The following is a 19,649-nucleotide window of genomic DNA, read 5'->3' as shown; positions in this document are numbered from 1 at the left end:
TGAATCGCCCGGGTATGCCCGCGCGGTGGGTGCGCTCTCCTTCCTCGTCGTCGGTACTCCGCGCTCCGGGACCACGCTCACCCAGCGGCTCTGCTGCGAGCTGCCCGGCGTCGCGATGCCACCGGAGACCCATTTCCTGCACCGGTACGCGCCGCGCTTGCTGGCCCGCCGCCGCTTCCCGCTCAGCCGGGCCGAGGTGGAGCGGGAGCTGGAGGACTTCCGTAGCCTGCCCACGAGCGAAGGGCTGCGCCTCGACACGGGCCAGGTGCTGGACGTGATCGGGCGGCGCTGCGAGACGCTGCTCGAGTTCTTCGCGGCGGTGGTCGTCGCGCTCTGCCCGCCCGCGGCCCGGTACGGCGAGAAGACCCCCGAGCACCTGCTCTGGTGGCGCCCGCTCACCGACGCCGACCCCCAGCTGCGGCTGATCGGCGTGGTGCGCGACCCGCGCGCCGTCGCCGCCTCGCACCGCTCGGTGCCGTGGGGCATCGAGGACCCCGCCGTACTCGCCGAGGAGTGGGCGCTCGACCAGCGCCAGCTGCGCGCCGCCGCCCGGCACCTCGGGCCGGGGCGCTGCCTGCTGCTGCGGTACGAGGACATGGTGGCCGACCCGGACGAGGCCCGCCTCCAGCTCGGCAGCCTGATCGCCGTGGTGCCGGGCGGTGGCGGAGCCGTACCGGACGGGATCGTGCACGGGTGGGAGTGGTGGAAGTCCACCGCGCTGGAGACGGTGACCACCGACCGGACCGCGGCCTGGCGGGACACGCTGTCGCCGGAGGACGCCGCCACGATCGAGGAGATCGCCGGGCCGGAGATGGCCGCGTTCGGCTACCTGGACCACCCGCCGGCCCGCCGCCGCCACGCCAGCCCCGAGGTCCGCGATCGGCTCTCCGCCCGCCTCTACCGGATCCGCCGCCTGACCCCGCTCGCCTTCGGGCCGCAGGCCCCGCAGAGGCGGGCGCAGGCCCCCGAGGGCCCGCCCCGCCCCGGCCCGTCGATCCGGTCCCGGCCCCGCCCGTCGATCCAGCGCCGCCCCGGCCCGTCCATCTAGGAGGAACGCATGCCACAGCCCGGCCTCGTCCGTCTAGAGATCCTTCAGACTCCGGGTCACATTCGATTTCTTAAGATCGCTCTTTGCCCCGGTCCGCGTCAGTGGCGGACCGTATGCTCCCGCGGGCACCGCTGCGCTCGGCGGCTCGCTGGCGCTCGCCGAAATCCCCGACCTCCACTGCCACCTCCGCGGTCCAAGCCCAACCCCAGGGGGCGCGTCGACCCGGGGATCGTGGTATTCAACTGCCCCCAGAGGGGCCGCTCGGTACCACGATCTGCCGGGGGTTGTGAATCGCGAAGGGTGAGGCCGCGGGAGCGACGGTCTGGACCACAGCGGACGTCGCGGTAGCTCGATTTCCTTGGTTTTGGATCTTTATCCGCGACATGACGCCGGGGCCACCCTGACCCCAAAGCTGTCTAGTTAGGAGGAATGGATGACGCAGCCTGAGGAGAGTCGGGAGAAGGCTTCCGATACGGACGCGGTCTTGATGCGTCCGGGCAACGACCCGAACCGGCGGACCGCGCAGGTGGCGCCGCAGGAGCAGCCGGGCGAGGTGCTGGTGGAGCGCGACGGCGAGATGGTGCGGGCGGAGGACATCCCATCGGAGGACGTGGAGTGAGCTGGCCCGCGCCTTAGCCGCCGGCCGTGCGGTGCCGGACGGCCGGGCCGAGCGCGAGCATGCCGGCGGCGGTGAGCAGGCCGACCGCGCCCACCGTAAACCACAGCGCCGCCATGCCCACGGTCAGCAGCCAGCTCCCGGCCAGCGGCGCGACCACCGAGGCCACCGCCCAGGCGAAGCCGAACAGCCCCGAGTACCGCCCGCGCAGGTGGGCCGGGGCGAGCGCCGCCACGATCGTGCCACCGATGCCGGCGGCGATGATCTCGCCGGTGGTCCACAGCGTGACGGTCAGCGCGAGGTGCACAGCAGTCGTCGCGTACGCGGTTGCCGCGAAGCCGGCCGCCATCACCGCGAGGCCCAGCGCCATCACGCGGGACAGGTCGTAGCGGCCCAGCCAGCCGGAGACCAGCGGCTGGAAGGCGACGATCAGGATGCCGTTCAGCGCCATCGCCATGCCGAACTCGCGCGTGCCCAGCCCGGCCACGTCGGTCATCGCTACCGGCAGCATCGTGACCGTCTGGAGGTACACGAGCGCCTGTCCGAAAGTGATCAGCGTGAACGCCACCATCGTCCGGTCGCGCAGCACCGTGCCGAAGCCGCCGGTCGTGGTCCCGTCGTGCGCGGGGCGGGTCTCGGGTACGGCCCGCCACACAAGTACCGCGAACACCGCGCAGGTCGCCGCGTCCGCCCAGAAGAGCCAGGAGAAGCCGAGGTGGGCGAGCCAGCCGCCGGCGACCATCGCCACCGCGTACCCCAGGTTGATGGCCCAGAAGATGAGGCCGAACGCCTTCGGGCGCAGGTCCGGCGCGACGAGGTCGGCGACGAGCGCGCTGGACGCCGGGCGGTACGCGTCGATCAGCAGTCCGAGCACGAACATGCCGACGAGGATCGGGGCGAGCCCGGTGCTGTACCCGAGCGCGAGCATCACCACCGCGGTCGCGACCATGCTGCCGGAGAGGGTGGCGCGGCGGCCGATCCGGTCGGTCAGCAGGCCGGCGACGATCTGCGAGATCAGCGAGCCGACCCCGAAGAGCGTCATCGCCAGGCCGGCGACCGCTACCGAGAAGCCGCGCGCCTGGGTCAGGTACACGCCGGTGAACGGCATGACCATCGTGCCGAGGCGGTTGACGAGCGTGCCCGCCCAGAGTGCCCAGAAGGGGCGGGGGAGCCGCAGTTGCTCTTGCGCCGGGAGCGCGGTCGTCGTCACCCGCACAGAGTGGATCTCGCCGCGCCTCGGGGGCGAACGTCTTAGCCTAAGCTAAGACGAATGACGGTCACCTGGCTGCTCGGGCCCGACGACGTGGCCCGCATCCGGTTCGCGTACTCGCCGATGTGGGAGCTTGTCGCGAGCCTCCGCACGCTGAGTGACCCCGCGCGGCAGGCCATCCACCGCCCCTGGGTCACGGCCGTGCGCCCGCGCCTGGCCACCTTCGGCGCCGACCTGGCCGAGGTCTTCGCGCTGGTGCCACCGGACGGTTACATGCCCGATTTCCTCACCCCGCCACCGGAGGCGCCGGCGCCGACCTTCGCGTCGGAGTTGGCGCGCATCCGGGGTACGGCGCCCGAGGTCGCGGTCATCGAGGTCGGCATGCTCGATCCGGGGCGGTCGCCGGCGATCCGCGCGTTCCTCGACGACCCGGCCGCGGGCATCGACCGGGTCGCCACCACGCTCGGCCGGTACTGGGACGCGTGCCTGCGCGAGTACTGGCCGAGGGTGCACGGCCTGCTCGAGGCCGACGTGATCCGGCGCACCCGTACGCTCGCCGCGGGCGGCGCCCACGCCCTCTTCGACTCGCTCAACCCGGCTGTCACCTGGACCGGCGACCGCCTGCACGTCGACCGTCCGTACATGAGTGTCGAGGCCCCGCACGGCGAGGGCCTGGTGCTGGTGCCGAGCGCGTTCCACTGGCCGTCGGTCGCGGTGATGTGCCCGCCGTACCAGTCGATGCTCGCGTACCCGGTCGCCGGCGTCGGCACGCTCTGGGACGACACGCCACCGCCCGCGCCGGACGGCCTCGCCGCGCTGATCGGCCGCAACCGCGCCCGCATGCTCGTCGCCCTCGCCGAGCCCGCCACGACGACCGCCCTCGCCCGGCGGCTGTCGCTGACCACGGGCGCGGTCAGCCAGCACCTGGCAATACTTCGGGACGGCGGGCTGGCGGTCGGCAAGCGGGTCGGCAAGGAGGTCTACTACCGCCGCACCCCCACCGGCGACGCCCTCACCCAGACCGCCTCGTGAGGGTCGCGTAGCTCGCCCGGTGTTCCGTCGGGCTCATGCCGCGCCTGCGCTTGAACGCCACACTCAGCGCGAACGCGTTGGCGTAGCCCACCTTCCGCGCGATCGCGGCCACCGTGTCACCCGTCTGGCGCAGCAGGTCGGCGGCGAGCGCGACCCGCCGGCCCAGCAGGTACCCGATCGGCGGCTCGCCCACCGCGGCCGTGAAGCGGCGGGCCAGCACCGCGCGGGACACGCCGGTGCGGGCGGCGAGCTCGGCGACCGTCCACGGGTGTGCCGGCTCCGCGTGCAGCAGGCGGAGGGCGTGCGCCACAACCGGGTCACCGGCCGCGCCCGACCAGCCCGGGACGTCGCCGCGCGGGCGGGCGAACCACGCCCGCAGCGTCGAGACCAGCAGCAGGTCGAGCAAGCGGTCCAGCACGGCCTGCTGGCCCGGCAGGTCGGCGGCAACAGCCCGGTCGATGGCGGCCAGCTGGTCCGGCAGGTCGGTGTCCGTGGTCCGGTCGCGCTCGTCCGCGCGGACCACCAGCAGGCGGGGGAGCGCGTCGAGCAGTCGGTCCCCGATCGCGGCCGGCCCCTCGTACACGCCGCTGAGCAGCAGCGCCGACCCCTCCTCGGGGAACCCGCACGTGCGCGGGTCGAGGTCGAGGCCGTCCCGCAGGCGGGCGCGGGCGGTGTCGGCGCAGTAGTCCTCGCTGGTGACCACCCGGCCGGGGGCGATCGCCGGGTCACCACTGACCGTGTACGGCTCAGGGCCGCGGATCACCGCCACCTCGCCGGGCCCGATCCGCACCGGCTCGCCGCCGCCCGGCACCAGCCACCCCTCGCCCCGGCGCATCGCGAGCAGGCTCAGCTGGGCCCCGCTCGCGAAGCGCACCGACCAGCTGTCGCACAGGACTGTGCGGCCGATCAGCGCACCCCGGGCCCGTACCCCGTCCAGCAACCCCGCCAACGCGTCCACCCGGCAAATGTAGACGCGCGAAAATCGGTACGAGCGCCTGAGCCATGGCTCGAACACCGCGCCACGGCTTGACTTGAACGCATGACGGAGCAACCGATCCTGGTCACCGGCGGTACCGGCAAGTCCGGCAGCCGCGTCGTGTCACAGCTGCGGCAGCGGGGCATCTCGGTGCGCGTGGGCTCGCGGTCCGGCACGCCACCCTTCGACTGGACCGACCGCGCCACCTGGGATCGCGCCCTGGACGGCGTCGAGAAGGTGTACCTCGTCCCGCTCGACGGCGAGTTGCTGACCCGCCCCTTCGTCGACCGGTGCGTCGCGCTCGGCGTACGCCGCCTCGTGCTGCTCTCCGGCCGCGGCGTCGACGTCCCCGGCTACCTGCCCGACGACAGCCCCGCCGGCCGCACCCACGTCGACGGGGACGACGCGGTGCGCTCGTCGAGTCTGGAGTGGACAGTCCTGCGGCCGGGCTGGTTCGCCCAGAACTTCAGCGAGGGCTTCTTCCGCGACGCCGTGCTCACCGGCGAGCTACGCCTGCCCGCCGGCGAGGGGGCGGCCAGCTTCGTCGATGCCGAGGACATCGCCGCGGTCGCGGTCGAGTCCCTCACGGGCGAAGGACACACACGCCGCGTGTACGAGCTGTCGGGCCCCCGCGCCCTGACCCTGACCGAGGCGACGGCGACGATCGCGGCGGCCACCGGCCGGCCGCTCCGCTACGTCCCGGTGTCCCGGGAGGACTTCGTGGCCGAACTCCTAGAGCAGGGCTGGCCCAAGGCCGACGCCGAGGACTACGCGGACGCGATCAGCCCCATCCCGCGTGACCTCGACAGCTACATCTCTCCGGGCGTCCGCGAGGCACTGGGCCGCGAACCCCGCGACTTCACCGACTTCGTCAAGGCCGCCACGGAGGCCGGCGCCTGGCAACCCTAGCGGGGCTGGTGGCTCAGGGCTTCTTGGCCACCGCGCCGTACGCGTCGATGGCGACCGCGTCGGGCTCGTCCGGGCGCCACAGCGGGATCGGCACCAGGCCGGGCTCGACGAGCGTGAGGCCCTCGAAGCAGGTGGCCAGCTCGGCGGGGTCGCGCAGGATGTACGGCACGCCGCCGCTCTGGGCGAGCTTGTCCGCACCCTCGACGACCTCGGGGCTCGTGTTGGTGCCGTCCCACAGCACCAGGTAGCTGCCGGACGGGGTGGCGCCGCTGATCCGACCCACGATGGAGCGGACGACGTCCATGTCCGGCTCGTAGCCCATCACGCCCATGAACATCACGGCGATCGGCTCGTCGAAGTCCAGCGACTTCCGCGCCTCGGCCACGATCGTGTCGGGGTCGTGGTAGTCGGACGGCACGTAGGTGGTGAGGCCCTCGGCGGTCGTGTTGGCCAGCAGCGCGCGGGCGTGCACGAGCACCATCGGGTCGCTGTCGACGTACACGATGCGGGACTGCGGCTGTGCGGACTGGGCGACCTCGTGCGTATTCTGCATGGTGGGCAGCCCGGTGCCGACGTCGATGAACTGCCGGATGCCCGCCTCCGCGGCCAGGTGGCGGACCACGCGGATCAGAAACTTCCGCGACTCGCGGGCCATCACCACGATCTCGGGGTACACGCCGGCAACCGCGTCGCCGGCCATGCGGTCGGCCTGGAAGTTGTCCTTGCCGCCCATCCAGTAGTTCCACATACGCGCCGCGTGCGGCACGTCGGCCTGGAGCTTGTCCGCGAGGTCGGGGTCCACCATGCCGCGAATCCTACGTGGACGGATCTCCTGACGGCATCAGCCCGTTTGTCCGATGAGGCCGGAACTCTCGGTGCTCGCTTCTGGATTTGGTCGCGTCCGTCCTGGGTCATTCCCGTACAAAGAGCACCTTCGGCACCTTGCCCGCCAAGCCACGCGTCCGGCCTGCCGACCACGGCCACCTCTTCGGCCGCGGGGTGGTCGAAGATGACGCGCTCCACCTCGGCGGCCGACACGTTCTCGCCCCGGCAGCGCCGCGGTCAACCCAAGAGATCTAGTCGACTTTCTGCTGCCCTGACGACATAAAGTCGACTAGATCCAGATCTCCATCCCCAATTCGTCGCTCCGCGACGACCGCCGGTGATCGCCTGGAGTCTAAGAGCTTGCGTTGGGGGATCGGTTCTCCACCGAATGAGGTCGACCATGGTCGATGGCTGCGGCCTTTCCTTGATCGACGCGAGCAGTGCTCTTACGCGCTGCGTCCGTGGCGAATAGTTACCCCTCCAGGGGCAATTTTTCGCCACGGACGACCAGTGCATTCCCGATCAAGGCCGCGCCCTCTTTCCGGCTGTGCCGGCCACCGCGACCGATCGCCCCTGATCGGCGCGACGGGTCGGAGCACGCAGCCATCGTGGGAGACGACCGGTCAGGAGTCGACGGCTTCGCACATCGCGCGCTATGTGGCCCCCGGCCTGGGCGACGACGGACGCCGCTCCGGATATGACGATGGCCGGGGCCCTCGCAATGGAGGGCCCCGGCCATGCGGGTCTGTTTGTTGTTAGCTGTTCCAGTGGTCGGCCACGAGGTTGGCGGCCTGCGTTTCCCACTGGGCGTAGTGGTCCGGGTACGCCGACACCTGGACGGCCTGGGCGGCGTCGGTCAGCGGCATGTCCTTCCAGCCCTCGACATTCTTCAGGCCGGACAGGAACGCCTTCGTCGAGTACTCGGGGTTGGTGATCTGCTCCGCCGAGCCCCAGCCGGAGGACGGGCGCTGCTGGAACAGGCCCAGCGAGTCGTGGTCGTTCATGTCGCCGAGGTGGCCCAGGTTGTCCAGCTTGGACTCCTGAAGCGAGGTCGCGATCGCTACCACGGCCGCGCGCTCGTCCATGCCGGACTTCTTGGTCGCCTCGATGATCGCCTTGGCGTTCTTGGTCTGCTCATCGCTGAGCTTGACGGAGGACTGCTGACCCTGCACACCGTGCGGCGACAGCTTGTCCATACCCGGCTTAGGCGCCGGCTTGTCAGTCTTCACCTGGGCGACCGCCACCGTGGCCGGAGCCGCCGTAGCCGGTGCCTCGTGCGCCGGCGAAGCCAGCGCGGCGGTGGTCGGTCCGAGCAGGGCACCACCGGCGAAGGCGAACCCCGCGAACGCGTGAACCGTCTTACGCAGCATCGTGTTCATGCTCGAATCTCCATTCCAAGCGGGAAAGGCGCACGCCTCCACCCACCAAAAAGAATTGGGGAGACGCGCATACGAGCGCCATTTCGGCACTACCAAAAACAGGGGGATGCACATGTCCGGCGGTCTGTTTCACCGGCGCGGGTTAGTCAACGACCCGACCCCGCCCGGCATTCCCGGCCGAACTCCCGGCCCACTCTCTCGCGGGCCGTATGTGTAACGACCCCGGGCCGCCGGCCATTCCGCCGAGCTGTGGCCGGCCGCGCTTTTCGGTGAGCCGTATATGTAACGACCCCCGGGGGCTGGCCATTCCATCGAGCTCTGGCCGACCGCGCTTTTCCGTGAGCCGCATATATAACGACTCCCGGCCGCCGGCCATTCCGCCGAGCTTCGGCCGGCCCACTCTTCCGTGAGCCGCATGTATAACGACCCCGGGGCTGGCCATTCCATCGAGCTCTGGCCGGTCGCGCTTTTCCGTGAGCCGCATGTATAACGACTCCCGGCCGCCGGCCATTCCATCGGGCTCTGGCCGATCGCGCTTTTCCGTGAGCCGGGTATATAACGACGCCGGGCGGCCGGCCATTCCGCCGAGCTACTCGACACTCACCCCAGGTGTCGCGTAATCGGACATAACTCCACGCCTGCGAGCCGGGTAGCGGCGCTGCCGGGCGCATAGGCGCGGAGTCGGCTCGCGGATGCGTTCCGTCCGTCACCGAAACCGTGCATGATCCCCGTTAGCGGAATCGGTGCCCGCCAAGGCCCCAGGGATCACGCTGGTTACGCGCGACGCCAAGCTCGGCGACGTGCCAGGAATCAGGAATGCGGTGCCACGTCGGTGGCCTATCGCCGATACGGGTCACCAGGTGACGGCAGCGGCACCATGCACTCCTCCTGGACCTCGACCTTCATCCGAGCCCGATGGGCAGCCGGGTGCCAGATCTCTTCGAACGGCCCCATGACCTCGCCGCCCGCGCCGCGGCGACGCACCCGGCGACCCAGCCACACCAGACCAGCCGCGACCGCCGCCATGCTGGCCGCAGTCCCCAGGTACGCCAGAAGTGCTGCCACAGACCGAATTTACCGGAAGTGACGCTCTGAGAGAGGCCCCAACCTAGCGGCCGCCGCGCGAGGTTGTGGTCGTGTCGACGCCCACCGTCAGGGAGATTGTGTAGCCGTTCGTGACGTTGCCGGTCGCCGCGCCCAGCTGGTTGGCGCCGCCGTCGCGGAAGACGTTGTCGCCGCGCAGGGAGAGCCCCGACATGTTCCGGATCGACTGCTCGTAGCCGGACTGGGCGTACACCTGCCTGCTCACGTCGTCCGGGAGCGCGACCTGCGACGTGGCGATCGTGTTGCCGGCGTCGGTGATGCTGCCCTGGTCCGGATAGACCTCGAAGTGGATGTGTGGCCACCGGCCCGCGTAGCAGGCGGGGAAGATGCTCGTGAAGCGCACCCGGCCGGCGGCGTCGGCGATCTGGACGCCGCGCAGGTAGTTCTGGTCCTGCGCGCCATCGGAGTAGAGGGAGTAGCGGCCTTCCCGGTCGCAGTGCCACACGTACACGGCCACGCCGGCGAAGGGCTTGCCGCCGCCCGCAAGGTCCTGGATCACCAGCTCCAGCGTCATCGGTACCCCCTCGGCGGTACCGCTCGTCTCGCCAAAGCTGGAGCGGATGTCGCCGCGCACGATGCCGCTGTCGTCAAGCACGTTGGGGCCGTTCGAGCCGTCGCCGGGGTACGGGCCGGCCGTCTCGTCGGGGATCTCGCCGTTGGCGCTCGCAACCGCCTCCGCGGGCGTCAAGGCTGCGGAGGGGGCCGCCGGCGGCGCTGGCGACGAGCTCGCGCCGCAGGAGGACAGGCCCATGCCGGTGATGCCGAGACCGAGCGCCTTCAGCATCCGCCGGCGCCCCATCAGGGTACCGAGGTCGAAGCCGAGGCCCTGGTCGACAAGCTCCTCGTCCGGCCGTGGCAGCGGGCGTCCCTGGTACTGCTTGTGCGGCATGGCTCCTCCGTTCACATCGTGGCACCACCCGGCGCCGCACTCCACGGTGGACGCGGCGCCGGTGAGCCCGTTGTGGCCCGGCTGTGAACCAGCTGTGCCTACTCCGAACGGTACGCCCTGATTATCGCCCGGAAGTCCGGCTCGGGGGTCAGGCCGAGCACGGCGGCGCGGGCCGTCTCGAAGCGGGACGGCCAGCCCGCGACGATGGCCTCGACGGCGGGGTCGGGTACCCAGTCGATCAGCGCGGCCACCTCCGGCCCGACCTCGGCGGTGAGCGCGTCGACCATCTCGGCGACCGTGGTGGTGAGGGCGGGCAGGTTCATCGCGATCGGCGCGCCCCACTCCTCCTCGGACGCGGCGGCCGCCCGCAGCAGCCCGTCGATCGTGCGGCGCGGCGACGACAGGGCGACGGCCGTGGACGGCGGCACCGGGCAGACCGCGCGCCGGCCGGCGAGCGGCTCGCGGACGATACCGCTGAGGAAGCCGGACGCGGCGGCGTTGGGGCGGCCCGGCCGCACGCTGACGGTCATCAGCCTGACTGAGCGGCCAATCAGGAAGCCCTTGCGGGTGTAGTCGGTGACGAGCTGCTCCAGCACGAACTTCTGGATGCCGTAGCTCGTGCGCGGCGTCGGCAGCGTCGCGTCGTCCACCACGTCGAGCGGCGGGAGCTGCGGCCAGCGGCCGTACACGGCGAGCGAGCTGGCGAAGACGAGCACCGGCGGGCTCGGCAGCGCGCGGCAGGCCTCCAGCAGCACCTGCCCGGCGCGCAGGTTGGCGGACATGCCGAGGTCGAAGTCGGCCTCGGCCTCGCCGCTCACCGCGGACGCCAGGTGGAAGACAACGTCCGCGCCGGCCACGCCCTCCGCCGCCACCTGTGCCAGGTCGCCGACGACCGCGCGCAGCCGGGCATCGTCGAGGCCGGTGGGTGCGACGCGGTCCAGCAGCGTCACCTGGTGAACGGGTACCGGCGCGGCCCCGCGCACGGCCAGCTCGCCGGCGCCGAGGATCGTACGGGCGAGGCGGAGGCCGAGGAAGCCGGCACCGCCGGTGATGACGACGTTCATGGACGCACCAGCCAGGGTGAGGGTCACCGCCAGCGAACACCTCGTCGAACGCCACCACGCGGCCACCCCTGGCGAGCGTGACGTGTCGAACACCGCTCGCCTAGATTTGCCGCATGACGCCGTGGGGATCCCTGCCCGAGGTGGTCGCGCGTGGTGACCTGCCGGCCGAGATCCGGGGGCTCCGCGCGGCGTCCGGCCGCATTCTCGTAGCCCTCGACGACGACCCGACGGGCTCGCAGTCGGTACACGGCGTCGAGGTGGTCACCGTGCGGGACCCGGAGGAGTACCGGGCGGCGCTACCCGGCCCCACGCCCACCGGCTTCGTGCTCACCAACACCCGTGGCATGGCCGAGCCGGCGGCCTGCGCGGTCAACGCCGAGGTGGCCGCCGACCTGTTCCGGATCGCCGCCGAGCGGGACGCCCCACTCGATCTGGTCAGCCGCGGCGATTCCACGCTGCGCGGCCACTTCCTTGCCGAGATCGAGGCCCTCGACGCCGCCCGCCGCACCGCCACCGGCCGAGGCCACGACGCGGTGCTCGTCGTGCCGGCGTACCTGGAGGCCGGGCGGGTGACCGTCCACGATGTCCACTGGGCGCGGACCGGCGACGAGTGGCTGCCGGTGGGGGAGACCGAGTCCGCGCGGGACGCCACGTTCGGGTACCGCTCCTCCAACCTGCGCGACTACGTCGTGGAGATGGGACGCGGCACGCTGACTGAGTCACGGGTCAGCTCGATCGGCCTCGACGACATCCGCACCGGCGGGCCGGACCGGGTGGCCGAGCTGCTCGACGCGGCTCCGGCAGGCGGCTTCGTCGTCGTGAACGCGCTCGACAACTCCGACCTCGATACCGTCGCCCTCGCCGCCCTGACTGTGCAGTCAGTCGGCAAAGCGTTCCTGTACCGCACCGGGCCGTCCTTCGTGCGCGCGCTCGCCGGGCAGGACCCCCGGCCGCCACTCGCACCGACCGACATCTGGGCGGACGGGCACCCCGCTGGGCACGGCCTCATCGTCGTCGGCTCACACGTCGGCCGCACCAGCCGGCAGCTCGCCGCGCTTCGCGAGCGGGTACCACTGAAAGAGATCGAGGTCGACGTCGCCGCGCTCCTCGCCCGCGACGCTGAGGAACGGCGGGCCTACGCGGCCGAAGCCGGCGCGGCCGCCGCCCAAGCGCTGCGCGACTCGCACGTGCTGGTGCTGACCAGCCGCGGCCTCGTCGCCACCGGCGACCGCGACGCGAGCCTGCGCATCGCCCGCGACGTCTCGGCCGCCGTCGCCGCGGTGGCCAGGTCCGCGCTCGACGGCAACCCGGCCTGGGTACTCGCCAAGGGCGGCATCACCTCGCACGAGGTCGCCGTCGACGGGCTGGGCATCCGCCGCGCCGAGGTGTCCGGCCAGCTCTTCCCGGGCATGGTTTCGCTGCTGCGGCCCCGATCCGCGGACCCGCGCGCGCTCGGCAAGCCCTACGTGGTGTTCGCCGGCAACGTGGGCGACGACGACGCACTCGCCGACGTGGTGGCGCGGATGGACGGCACGACGGGAGGGTGACCGTGCGGGCGGGAAGGCTCGGCCTCGGCGCGCCGATGGCCGCGTTCCACGGGCATTTGCTCTGCTTGGCGGAAGCGGCCGCGGTTCGGCGGCGGCTCGGCGTGGGTCGCCCTGATCACCGCAGGACCTCGGCCTCGGTCAGCCCTTCGCCGAGGTCGGGCAGGCGGAACTGTCGCGTGCTCTGGCGTTCTCCCACCCGTCTTCCCCCGTCCGCGTCAGCTGCGGACCGTATGCTCCCGCGGGCACCGCTCCGGTCGGCGGCTCGCTGGCGCTCGCCGAAACCCCCGCCCTCCGCTGCCAGGCCCGCGGACCAAGCCCTGCGTTCGCGACCGACCAGTGTGTCGAGGAGATGCCACCGCTGGCCCCGATGGCCGACGGGCACCTGGCCGCATGCCGCCCTCCGGCGGCCGTGCGGCCTCGCCGCCGAGGTGGGAGGCAGCAAAATCCCCGATGTTGTTGCCTCCTCCCGCGTCCGAGGCAGCAAAAACAGGGATTTTGTCGGGATCTTGCGGCCAGCGGCCGCGGGCCACGTCGGCCTCCGATGCCGGCAGGGCAAGTCGCTGTTGATCAAGGGAGAGCGAAGATGCTCAACGTTGCCGCCGCTACGCGCGAGATTGACGACCTTCTGGACCGGGGAGCGTCATTCCGGCGCCTCGGCGGGGGTTTCGCCTTCACCGAGGGACCGGTCTGGGACGCGGCGACCGCCTCGCTTCTCTTCGGCGACATCCGCTTCGACGGCCGGTACCGCTGGTCGGAGGCGAATGGTGTGGAGCTGCTGGCCCGTCCCAACTTCATCGGCAACGGGATGGTCTTCGACCACGCTGGCGACCTCCTCGTGTGCGAGCACGTGACGAGCTGCGTCGTACGGATCCGGCGCAACGGCGACCGACATATTGTCGCCTATCACTATGGTGGGCGATACCTCAACATCCCGGAGCCTTGCGTGGGCGCGGGCCCCGCCGTTACGAGGTGGCCTGGTCTACCGCGGCCGTCAGCTCGCGCAGCGTGTACCCCTCGGTGTGGCGGATCCCGTTGACGAAGAAGGTCGGCGTGCCGTGGACGTCACTGCGGATTCCGCCGATGAAGTCGGCTCGCACCTTCGCCAGGTACACGTGCGAACGGATCTCGTCGGCGACCACGTCCGTGTCCAGGCCGAGGCCGGCCAGCCCGGTGATCAGCGTCCGTGGGGTGAGCTGGTCCTGCTCGGTGAAAAGCCAGTCGTGTATCCGCCAGAACTGCCCGCGGACGCCGGCCGCCTCCGCCGCCTCGGCCGCCACCTCCGCGTACGGGTGCACGTCGGTGATCGGGAAGTGTCGGTACACGTACCGCAGCTGGGCGGCGCGCTCCCGCATGAGCCGCTGGACGACCGGGTGCGCCCTCGCGCAGTACGGGCACTGGTAGTCGCCGTACTCGACGAGCGTCACCGGCGCGCTGTCCGGGCCCAGGATGTGGTCCTGGTCGTTCACCGGCACGGCCAGCCGATCGCTCGTGCTCAGCACTGAGGTGGTCACGTGGACTCTCCTGCCTCGGGCGCGTGTTTCCGCCATCGTCCGGAGCGCCGGGGTGAGGCCGGATCGCCCGTGGCGGGTGGGGAGAGCCCGAGGCACCCCCACCCGCGCCGCGCGGTCAGCAGCGGACCACTGTGGAGTTGCTGAGCGTCACGTTGGTGACAGTGAAGTTGTCGGCACAGGGGTTCTCCACGATGCGGCTGTTGACAAGCGTGAAGTTGCGCAGCGTGATGTCACGGTTGCCGGCAAACTCGGTGCGCTCGGCCAGCCGCACCTCGCCGCCGCCGCTGATCGTCCCGCCGTTCGTGGCGATGTTCACGTTGTAGCAGTTCTCGACGAGGATGGCGTTGTTGCCGGTGTTGGCGATGTCCACCCGGTCGATCGCAGCGCCGCCGCTCTCCGAGACGCAGAAGATGCCCCGGCCGCCGCCGCGCGCCCGCACCGTGCCGACCCGGATGTTGGTGCCGTAGCTGGAGCCGATCCGGCCGTTGCGGTTGGCCATCCGGAACGCGGCGTACCCGGTGCCGGCGCCCGCGTTCTCGGCGTCCACAGTGGTCACCGTGGCGTTGATGGTCTCGTTGAGCAGTAGGCCGGACTCGCCGACGTTGCGGGCGGTGACGGTGCCGATCGTGATGCCGTCCACGCCGTACGTCTCGACGGCGTGCGAGCTGGCCCCGGAGACGAACACGTTGTCGATCCGCACGTTGCGCGTCCACTGTGACGTGTCGCCGCGGTTGTCGATGCGTACGCCGAGGCCGCTGGAGAGCCGCATGTCGATCTGGCCGAGGATCACGTTGGTGACGTTGCGCATGAAGATTCCGTAGAGCGGGCTGCCGGTGACGTTGAGGTGCTGCACCTCGACCTGGGTGGTGCCGCGCGAGTAGATCGGCGCCTGGTCGCCCGAGCCGGAGCCGGTCACGTTGATGGTGCCGCACACGTCGATCGTCGTGTAGCTGGGCAGCGAGATGCGCGAGCCGGCGCTGACCGAGCCGGAGCCGCGGACGACGACGCGCTGCTTCGAGGTACGGCCGGCGGTGAGGCTGTTGACCGCCGCCTGCACGGCCGCCCGCATGTCGGTACCGGTGTAGACGGTGCTGCTGCCGTTGCGGGCGGTCCAGGTGCTGCCGCTCAGCACCGCCTCGGCGTTGAACGAGCCGCTGCCGCACCCGGTACCGCCGCCGCCGGTGCCGAGGGTGACAAGCTGCCACTGCTGGTTGGCGCCGTCGAGGTCCTGGTACTGCGAGATCATCGCACCGTCCGCCGTGGACCAGCTCCAGACGTCGAGGGCCTTGCCGCTGTGCCGGTTGACGAAGCGCACGTACCCGCCGGCCGAGTCGGCGAGCCGGAAGTGCTGGCGGGTGTTACCGCTAACACTGGGCATCTGCGTGAGCTGTACGCCGTCGTTCGCGTTCGGCACCTCGAGCACCTTGCCACTGTGTACCGAGCGCACCTGGTAGTAGCCGCTGCCCACGTCGACGAAGCGCCACTGCTGTACGGCGAGGTCGTTGCGGGTGAACTGGTTGACCGGCGCACCGTCCGCAGTGGACCAGTTGTACAGGTCCATCGCCTTGCCGCTGTTGCGGTTGACGAAGACGTACGTCGCGTTGGTGTCCACTGTGGCCGCGTCCGCCGCCCGCGTCACCACCACGCTTCCGGCGGCGGCGAGCATCGCCGCGCCAAGGCCGGCCACCGCCAGCCGCCAGTGCCGTTTTCTCACGATGTCCTCCTGGGTTGTCGTCGGCGCGGCGCCCGCCGGGCGTGGGGAGCGCCCGGAAAGCGCTTTCCGGACCGGATCGTAACGATTCAATTCAAGGACGTCAATGCCTGGTACTCGTCGCACCCGCCGCTGCGGAGATCATCAGAACTCTCTCCGCGGCGAGAGGGAGGACTGGGTCGGAGTGGCGCTCAGCCGCTCCGGGCAGCGGCTGAGCGCGGCGGCTTGGTCGATGTGGACAGGACGGCGGGCGGCAGGCCGTCGGTCGCCCAGGTGGCCAGCGCGGCTCGGTCGACAAGGACGATCCGGCACCGCTGGGCGAGCTGCTTCGCCTTGACGGTCAGGCGACCCGTGGTCACCAGCAACGCGACATCGGCCTTGTGGATGTGCCAGGCGGTGCCGTTGAACTTCTGCACATGCGGGTCGCCGACCGACCCGGCGTACCGCTTGCACTGGACCACAACTCTGCGGCCATCGGCTGTGTAGGCGGTGATGTCGGCGCCGAGGTCGCCTGGGCCACCGCTCACGTGCACCCTTCGTAGCCCGTCGCGGCGCAGCAACCGAGCCACGTACTGCTCGAACTGCGGACCCGTCATCGCGTCGGTGACCGCGATGTTTCGGTCGCGTTGTGCCTGGCGGGCCGCTTGCCGGCGCCGGGCCACGACACTGAGGACAGCCGCCGCGGCAGCCAGGAGCAGGGCGGCGACCGCGACCACGACGATCGCGGTGGCGTGGGTGGCGGCGAAGTCACGGCCCCAGCTCAGCGCGACAGCGGCGGCGAGGAACCCGACGCCGACCAGCAACAGGGCGCTCTGGTTGCCTTTTCTGCGTCGTCGCCGACGGCGTACCACTCCGACGTCCTCTCCCATTTGACCTGTCAACGCGCGCGAGTAGCGCGTCGTCCTGATCGATTTCGAAGAACGCTCCGCGATCGCGCTGGCACAGCGGATCGGTGTCGGTTGATCCAGATCCGTAACAGCTCCGGGTAGACGATGGTTTATTCGGGCAGGATAGACGACCCGGCGGCTTGGGACCTGCCCGCATTGACTGGCAACAGTTGGCTATTCGTTTATTGCGACGATATCGGGGACCTCGACGGAGTCGCGGTCGAGAATGACGTGCTCGAGCGTGATCAGGGGGTGGCGAGGGCCTCGGTGGGGGAGAGGCGGCTGGCGCGGATCGCCGGCAGCAGCCCCGCTACCGCGCCGATGACCAGCGTCGCGGCCAGGCTGCCGGCGGTGGCCCACGCCGGCACCACGACGGGCCAGTGCTGGGTGTGGGCGTAGACGGCGGTCGCGGCGACGCCCAGCAGCACACCGCCGGCCCAGCCTAGGGCGGACAGCAGCAGCGACTCGGCCAGGAACTGGGTGCGGATCTGGCGGCGGGTGGCGCCCAGCGCGCGGCGGAGGCCGACCTCGGCGCGGCGTTCGAGCACCGAGATGACCATCGTGTTGGCGATGCCGATGCCGCCGACGACAAGGGCCACCGCGCCCAAGCCGAGCAGCAGGCCGTTCAGCGCGCGGTCGGTGGCCTGGCGGGCGGCGAGCGCGTCGGACGGGCGGGAGACGGCGACCTCGTCGGGCGACTCGGGGTTGGCGGTGCGGCCGAGCACTGCCTGTACCGCGGTGACCTGGGTGGGAGTCGTGCGGACGTACAGGCGGGTGGGGTGCCCGTCGAAGGCCAGGTACCGGCGCGCGGACTCCCACCCCACGAGCGCGGCGCTGTCCAGCTCCGGCGCGAGCGGCACCGGCGCGAGGATGCCCACCACCGCGAACCACTCGCCGCCCAGCCACACCCGCGTACCCACGCCGGGCACGTCGAGGCGGCGGGCGGCGGTCGCACCCAGGACGACCGTGGGGTACGCCGCCGTCGCCGAGGTCAGCCAGGTGCCGTGCCGGGTCGTGGCGCGGACGGTGGCGAGCAGGTCCGGCCCGGCCGCGAGGACGGCGATGCTGCCGGTCTGTCCACTGGGGACGTGGTCGTTGCGGTACACCGCCTTCGCTACCGCGCCGGTAGCGCTGACCGACTCGACCGGGCCGATCCGGCCGACCATCGCTACCGATTCGACCGGCAAGGTAGCCGGCTGCCCGCCGCGGGTCTCGCCGGGCGTGACGGTGAGCAGGTTGGTGCCGAGGCGGTCGAGGGTGCGGTCGAGCTCGGCGCGGCTGGACGTGGAGATGCCGACGACCGCGAGCATCGCGGCGATGCCGATCGCCACGCCGAGCGCCGAGAGGAATACCCGTAGCGGCCGTGCGCGCAGCCCGGCCGAGCCGAGCCGGATCACGTCCGCCGGACCCAGGCGAGGAAGCGCGGTCACGCGGAGATCACCCGGCCGTCGTGCAGCACGATCTGCCGGGGCAGGGCGGCGGCGATCTCCCGGTCGTGGGTGATGACCAGGACCGTGGTGCCGCCGGCGTGCAGGCCGCGGAGCAGCTCCAGCACCGCCGTACCCGAGGCGGAGTCGAGGTTGCCGGTCGGCTCGTCGGCCAGCAGCAGCGCGGGCTCGCCCACCACCGCGCGGGCGATCGCGGCCCGTTGCCGTTCGCCGCCGGAGAGCTGGTGCGGGCGGTGGCCGAGGCGGTGGGCCAGCCCCACGCGGGCGAGGGCGTCCGTTGCGCGCCGGCGCCGCTGCCGCAGGGGTACGCCGGCGTAGAGCAGGCCGTCGGCGACGTTGTCCAGCACGGGTACGCCGGCCGCGAGGTGGAACTGCTGGAAGACGAAGCCGATCCGCTGTGCGCGCAGCGCGGAAAGCGAGCGGTCGGAGAGGGCGGAGACGTCGTGGCCGTCGACCCGTACCGTGCCGGCGGACGGGCGGTCCAGCGTGCCGACCAGGTGCAGCAGCGTCGACTTGCCCGAGCCGGACGGGCCGACCACCGCCGCCAGCTCTCCATGGTGGATGGACAGGTCGACGTCGCGCAGGGCGGTGACGCCGCCGGGGTACGCGCGGGAGACGCCGGTCAGCTCGACGACGAGGCTCACTCCGGTACCCCACGCGCACGCCCTCCGCCAGGCCGTCGCCGGTCACCTCGACCCGCCCGTCCGCGAAGAGCCCCACCTTCACCGCCACGACACGGGTACCGGCGTCGCCGGACACCTCCACGCCGTACCCACCCTCGGCGAGTGCCAGCAGCGCGTCCACCGGCACGGTCAGCACGTCCTCGGCGCGCTCGGCCACGTACCGCACGTCGACCGGGGCGCCGGACAGCGCGCCGAGTGCCTTCTGGTCGGCGATCGCGACGGTCACCTCCACGGCGGCCGCGCTGTCGCCGGAGCCGGCCGCGGCGGCGGTCACCGGGCCCACCGACGACACCGCACCCGCGACCGAGCCACCCGTCGGCAGCGACACCGTGACCGCCACCCCGCGCGCGGCCCAGGCCGCCTCACCGGGGCCGGCGGAGACGGTGGCCACCCGCGTCGTACCGGTGAAGGAGAGCACCTCCGCCGCGGCCGCCGCTCCCGGGCGGACAAGGTGCTCGGCGACCCGGATCGCGCCCGGCGCGTACGCCACCCGCTCCCGCTCGACGGCGCCGGTCTCCGGCAGCGCCAAGTCCTTCTGCCACCGCTTCACCGCCGTGGCCGTCGCCGCCGAGAAGTCGTCGTCCACAGTGAACCCCTCGTAGCCGAGCGCGGCGAGGTTGCGCTCGAACTGCCGCACGTCCGAGCCCTTCACACCGTCGGCGAGCGGGCGGTACATGGGCAGGAAGCCGTACAGCAGCACAACCGGCAGCTCGTCGGCCCGCAGCACCGCCTCGCCGCGCCGGACCGTGGCACCCACCTCGGGCAGCCACGTCACCGTGCCGGGTGCGGTCGAGGCGAGCGGGACGGTCG

At 71.7% G+C, this 19,649-nt stretch carries 19 protein-coding genes and 1 pseudogene; 7 read left to right on the top strand and 13 right to left on the bottom strand.

Annotation, left to right across the window (positions count from 1 at the left end; genetic code table 11):
• The first annotated feature begins 25 nt into the window (after window positions 1-25).
• Both Pflav_RS12515 and Pflav_RS12510 read left to right on the top strand, forming a co-directional pair.
• Window positions 26-1,048 (top strand): sulfotransferase family protein, encoded by a 1,023-nt coding sequence (locus Pflav_RS12515; protein WP_173036319.1) that lies wholly within the window; start codon window positions 26-28, stop codon window positions 1,046-1,048.
• A gap of 433 nt (window positions 1,049-1,481) precedes the next feature.
• The gene (locus tag Pflav_RS12510) at window positions 1,482-1,667 is read left to right on the top strand and encodes a hypothetical protein (protein WP_173036318.1); all 186 of its coding nucleotides are present in this window, start codon (window positions 1,482-1,484) and stop codon (window positions 1,665-1,667) included.
• A gap of 13 nt (window positions 1,668-1,680) precedes the next feature.
• Here Pflav_RS12510 and Pflav_RS12505 read toward each other — a convergent pair whose 3' ends face one another.
• On the bottom strand, window positions 1,681-2,874 hold the full coding sequence (locus Pflav_RS12505) for an MDR family MFS transporter (RefSeq protein ID WP_197938390.1): 1,194 nt from the start codon (window positions 2,872-2,874) through the stop codon (window positions 1,681-1,683).
• A gap of 60 nt (window positions 2,875-2,934) precedes the next feature.
• Here Pflav_RS12505 and Pflav_RS12500 point away from each other — a divergent pair, with 60 nt between their 5' ends.
• A complete protein-coding gene (locus Pflav_RS12500) occupies window positions 2,935-3,906 on the top strand; it encodes an ArsR/SmtB family transcription factor (RefSeq protein WP_173036317.1) in 972 nt (323 codons plus the stop codon).
• On the opposite strand, the gene Pflav_RS12495 is transcribed toward Pflav_RS12500, so the two are convergent.
• Window positions 3,887-4,864: an AraC family transcriptional regulator gene (locus tag Pflav_RS12495; RefSeq protein WP_173036316.1), complete on the bottom strand. Its 978-nt coding sequence runs from the start codon at window positions 4,862-4,864 to the stop codon at window positions 3,887-3,889. The two genes, Pflav_RS12500 and Pflav_RS12495, sit on opposite strands and share 20 nt — an antisense overlap.
• Before the next feature lie 81 nt (window positions 4,865-4,945).
• Between Pflav_RS12495 and Pflav_RS12490 the strand changes: the two genes are divergently transcribed.
• Window positions 4,946-5,791 carry an NAD(P)H-binding protein gene (locus tag Pflav_RS12490; RefSeq protein WP_173036315.1) on the top strand — a complete coding sequence of 282 codons (846 nt, stop codon included), beginning with the start codon at window positions 4,946-4,948 and terminating at the stop codon, window positions 5,789-5,791.
• Between the two features lie 13 nt (window positions 5,792-5,804).
• Here Pflav_RS12490 and Pflav_RS12485 read toward each other — a convergent pair whose 3' ends face one another.
• The 5 genes from Pflav_RS12485 to denD all read right to left on the bottom strand — a co-directional run bounded on the left by Pflav_RS12485 (window position 5,805) and on the right by denD (window position 11,079).
• Entirely contained in the window at window positions 5,805-6,596 is a 792-nt protein-coding gene (locus Pflav_RS12485) for an SAM-dependent methyltransferase (RefSeq protein WP_173036314.1), read from the bottom strand.
• A gap of 775 nt (window positions 6,597-7,371) precedes the next feature.
• Entirely contained in the window at window positions 7,372-7,995 is a 624-nt protein-coding gene (locus tag Pflav_RS12480; protein WP_173036313.1) for a hypothetical protein, read from the bottom strand.
• A gap of 837 nt (window positions 7,996-8,832) precedes the next feature.
• Complete coding sequence (locus tag Pflav_RS12475) at window positions 8,833-9,060, bottom strand: hypothetical protein (RefSeq protein WP_197938388.1); 228 nt, start codon at window positions 9,058-9,060, stop codon at window positions 8,833-8,835.
• Window positions 9,061-9,103: 43 nt separating this feature from the next.
• Window positions 9,104-9,988 (bottom strand): intradiol ring-cleavage dioxygenase, encoded by an 885-nt coding sequence (locus tag Pflav_RS12470; RefSeq protein WP_173036312.1) that lies wholly within the window; start codon window positions 9,986-9,988, stop codon window positions 9,104-9,106.
• Between the two features lie 98 nt (window positions 9,989-10,086).
• Window positions 10,087-11,079 (bottom strand): D-erythronate dehydrogenase, encoded by a 993-nt coding sequence (gene denD, locus Pflav_RS12465; RefSeq protein ID WP_197938386.1) that lies wholly within the window; start codon window positions 11,077-11,079, stop codon window positions 10,087-10,089.
• 86 nt (window positions 11,080-11,165) lie between these two features.
• Between denD and Pflav_RS12460 the strand changes: the two genes are divergently transcribed.
• Both Pflav_RS12460 and Pflav_RS48645 read left to right on the top strand, forming a co-directional pair.
• Window positions 11,166-12,599 carry a four-carbon acid sugar kinase family protein gene (locus tag Pflav_RS12460; RefSeq protein WP_173036311.1) on the top strand — a complete coding sequence of 478 codons (1,434 nt, stop codon included), beginning with the start codon at window positions 11,166-11,168 and terminating at the stop codon, window positions 12,597-12,599.
• A 349-nt stretch (window positions 12,600-12,948) separates the two neighbouring features.
• Window positions 12,949-13,635, top strand: a complete 687-nt coding sequence (locus Pflav_RS48645; protein WP_415624317.1) for an SMP-30/gluconolactonase/LRE family protein — start codon at window positions 12,949-12,951, stop codon at window positions 13,633-13,635.
• Here the strand turns inward: Pflav_RS48645 and Pflav_RS12450 are convergent.
• From Pflav_RS12450 to Pflav_RS12430, 5 genes are all read right to left on the bottom strand, one after another.
• The gene (locus Pflav_RS12450) at window positions 13,562-14,110 is read right to left on the bottom strand and encodes a DsbA family protein (protein ID WP_232071306.1); all 549 of its coding nucleotides are present in this window, start codon (window positions 14,108-14,110) and stop codon (window positions 13,562-13,564) included. The two genes, Pflav_RS48645 and Pflav_RS12450, sit on opposite strands and share 74 nt — an antisense overlap.
• A 115-nt stretch (window positions 14,111-14,225) precedes the next feature.
• On the bottom strand, window positions 14,226-15,776 hold the full coding sequence (locus Pflav_RS12445) for an RICIN domain-containing protein (protein ID WP_173042397.1): 1,551 nt from the start codon (window positions 15,774-15,776) through the stop codon (window positions 14,226-14,228).
• 236 nt (window positions 15,777-16,012) lie between these two features.
• Window positions 16,013-16,672 (bottom strand): restriction endonuclease, encoded by a 660-nt coding sequence (locus tag Pflav_RS12440; protein WP_197938384.1) that lies wholly within the window; start codon window positions 16,670-16,672, stop codon window positions 16,013-16,015.
• A gap of 281 nt (window positions 16,673-16,953) precedes the next feature.
• Window positions 16,954-18,138, bottom strand: coding sequence for an ABC transporter permease (locus Pflav_RS12435; RefSeq protein WP_232072663.1), 1,185 nt, complete (start codon window positions 18,136-18,138; stop codon window positions 16,954-16,956).
• Complete coding sequence (locus tag Pflav_RS12430) at window positions 18,135-18,800, bottom strand: ABC transporter ATP-binding protein (protein ID WP_173036307.1); 666 nt, start codon at window positions 18,798-18,800, stop codon at window positions 18,135-18,137. The genes Pflav_RS12435 and Pflav_RS12430 overlap by 4 nt, the downstream gene beginning before the upstream one ends.
• A 368-nt stretch (window positions 18,801-19,168) precedes the next feature.
• On the opposite strand from Pflav_RS12430, the gene Pflav_RS45330 reads away from it, so the two are divergent.
• The gene (locus Pflav_RS45330; protein ID WP_232072825.1) at window positions 19,169-19,441 is read left to right on the top strand and encodes a hypothetical protein; all 273 of its coding nucleotides are present in this window, start codon (window positions 19,169-19,171) and stop codon (window positions 19,439-19,441) included.
• On the opposite strand, the pseudogene Pflav_RS45325 reads toward Pflav_RS45330, so the two are convergent.
• A pseudogene (locus Pflav_RS45325) lies at window positions 19,402-19,515 on the bottom strand (peptidoglycan-binding domain-containing protein); the annotation flags it as partial. The gene Pflav_RS45330 and the pseudogene Pflav_RS45325 sit on opposite strands and share 40 nt — an antisense overlap.
• Window positions 19,516-19,649: the final 134 nt, after the last annotated feature.

It is taken from the genome of Phytohabitans flavus (genome assembly GCF_011764545.1).
GTDB classification, from domain to species: domain Bacteria; phylum Actinomycetota; class Actinomycetes; order Mycobacteriales; family Micromonosporaceae; genus Phytohabitans; species Phytohabitans flavus.
Note: the sequence above shows the minus strand (reverse complement) of the source record. Positions and strands in the feature narration are given on the sequence as shown.

Excerpts from the sequence above, each read along its gene's own strand:
- Pflav_RS12510 (WP_173036318.1), top strand. The coding sequence starts at position 1,482 with ATGACGCAGCCTGAGGAGAGTCGGGAGAAGGCTTCCGATACGGACGCG.
- Pflav_RS12500 (WP_173036317.1), top strand. The coding sequence starts at position 2,935 with ATGACGGTCACCTGGCTGCTCGGGCCCGACGACGTGGCCCGCATCCGG.
- Pflav_RS12490 (WP_173036315.1), top strand. The coding sequence starts at position 4,946 with ATGACGGAGCAACCGATCCTGGTCACCGGCGGTACCGGCAAGTCCGGC.
- Pflav_RS12485 (WP_173036314.1), bottom strand. The coding sequence starts at position 6,596 with ATGGTGGACCCCGACCTCGCGGACAAGCTCCAGGCCGACGTGCCGCAC.
- Pflav_RS12480 (WP_173036313.1), bottom strand. The coding sequence starts at position 7,995 with ATGAACACGATGCTGCGTAAGACGGTTCACGCGTTCGCGGGGTTCGCC.
- Pflav_RS12470 (WP_173036312.1), bottom strand. The coding sequence starts at position 9,988 with ATGCCGCACAAGCAGTACCAGGGACGCCCGCTGCCACGGCCGGACGAG.
- Pflav_RS12460 (WP_173036311.1), top strand. The coding sequence starts at position 11,166 with ATGACGCCGTGGGGATCCCTGCCCGAGGTGGTCGCGCGTGGTGACCTG.
- Pflav_RS48645 (WP_415624317.1), top strand. The coding sequence starts at position 12,949 with ATGCCACCGCTGGCCCCGATGGCCGACGGGCACCTGGCCGCATGCCGC.
- Pflav_RS12445 (WP_173042397.1), bottom strand. The coding sequence starts at position 15,776 with ATGCTCGCCGCCGCCGGAAGCGTGGTGGTGACGCGGGCGGCGGACGCG.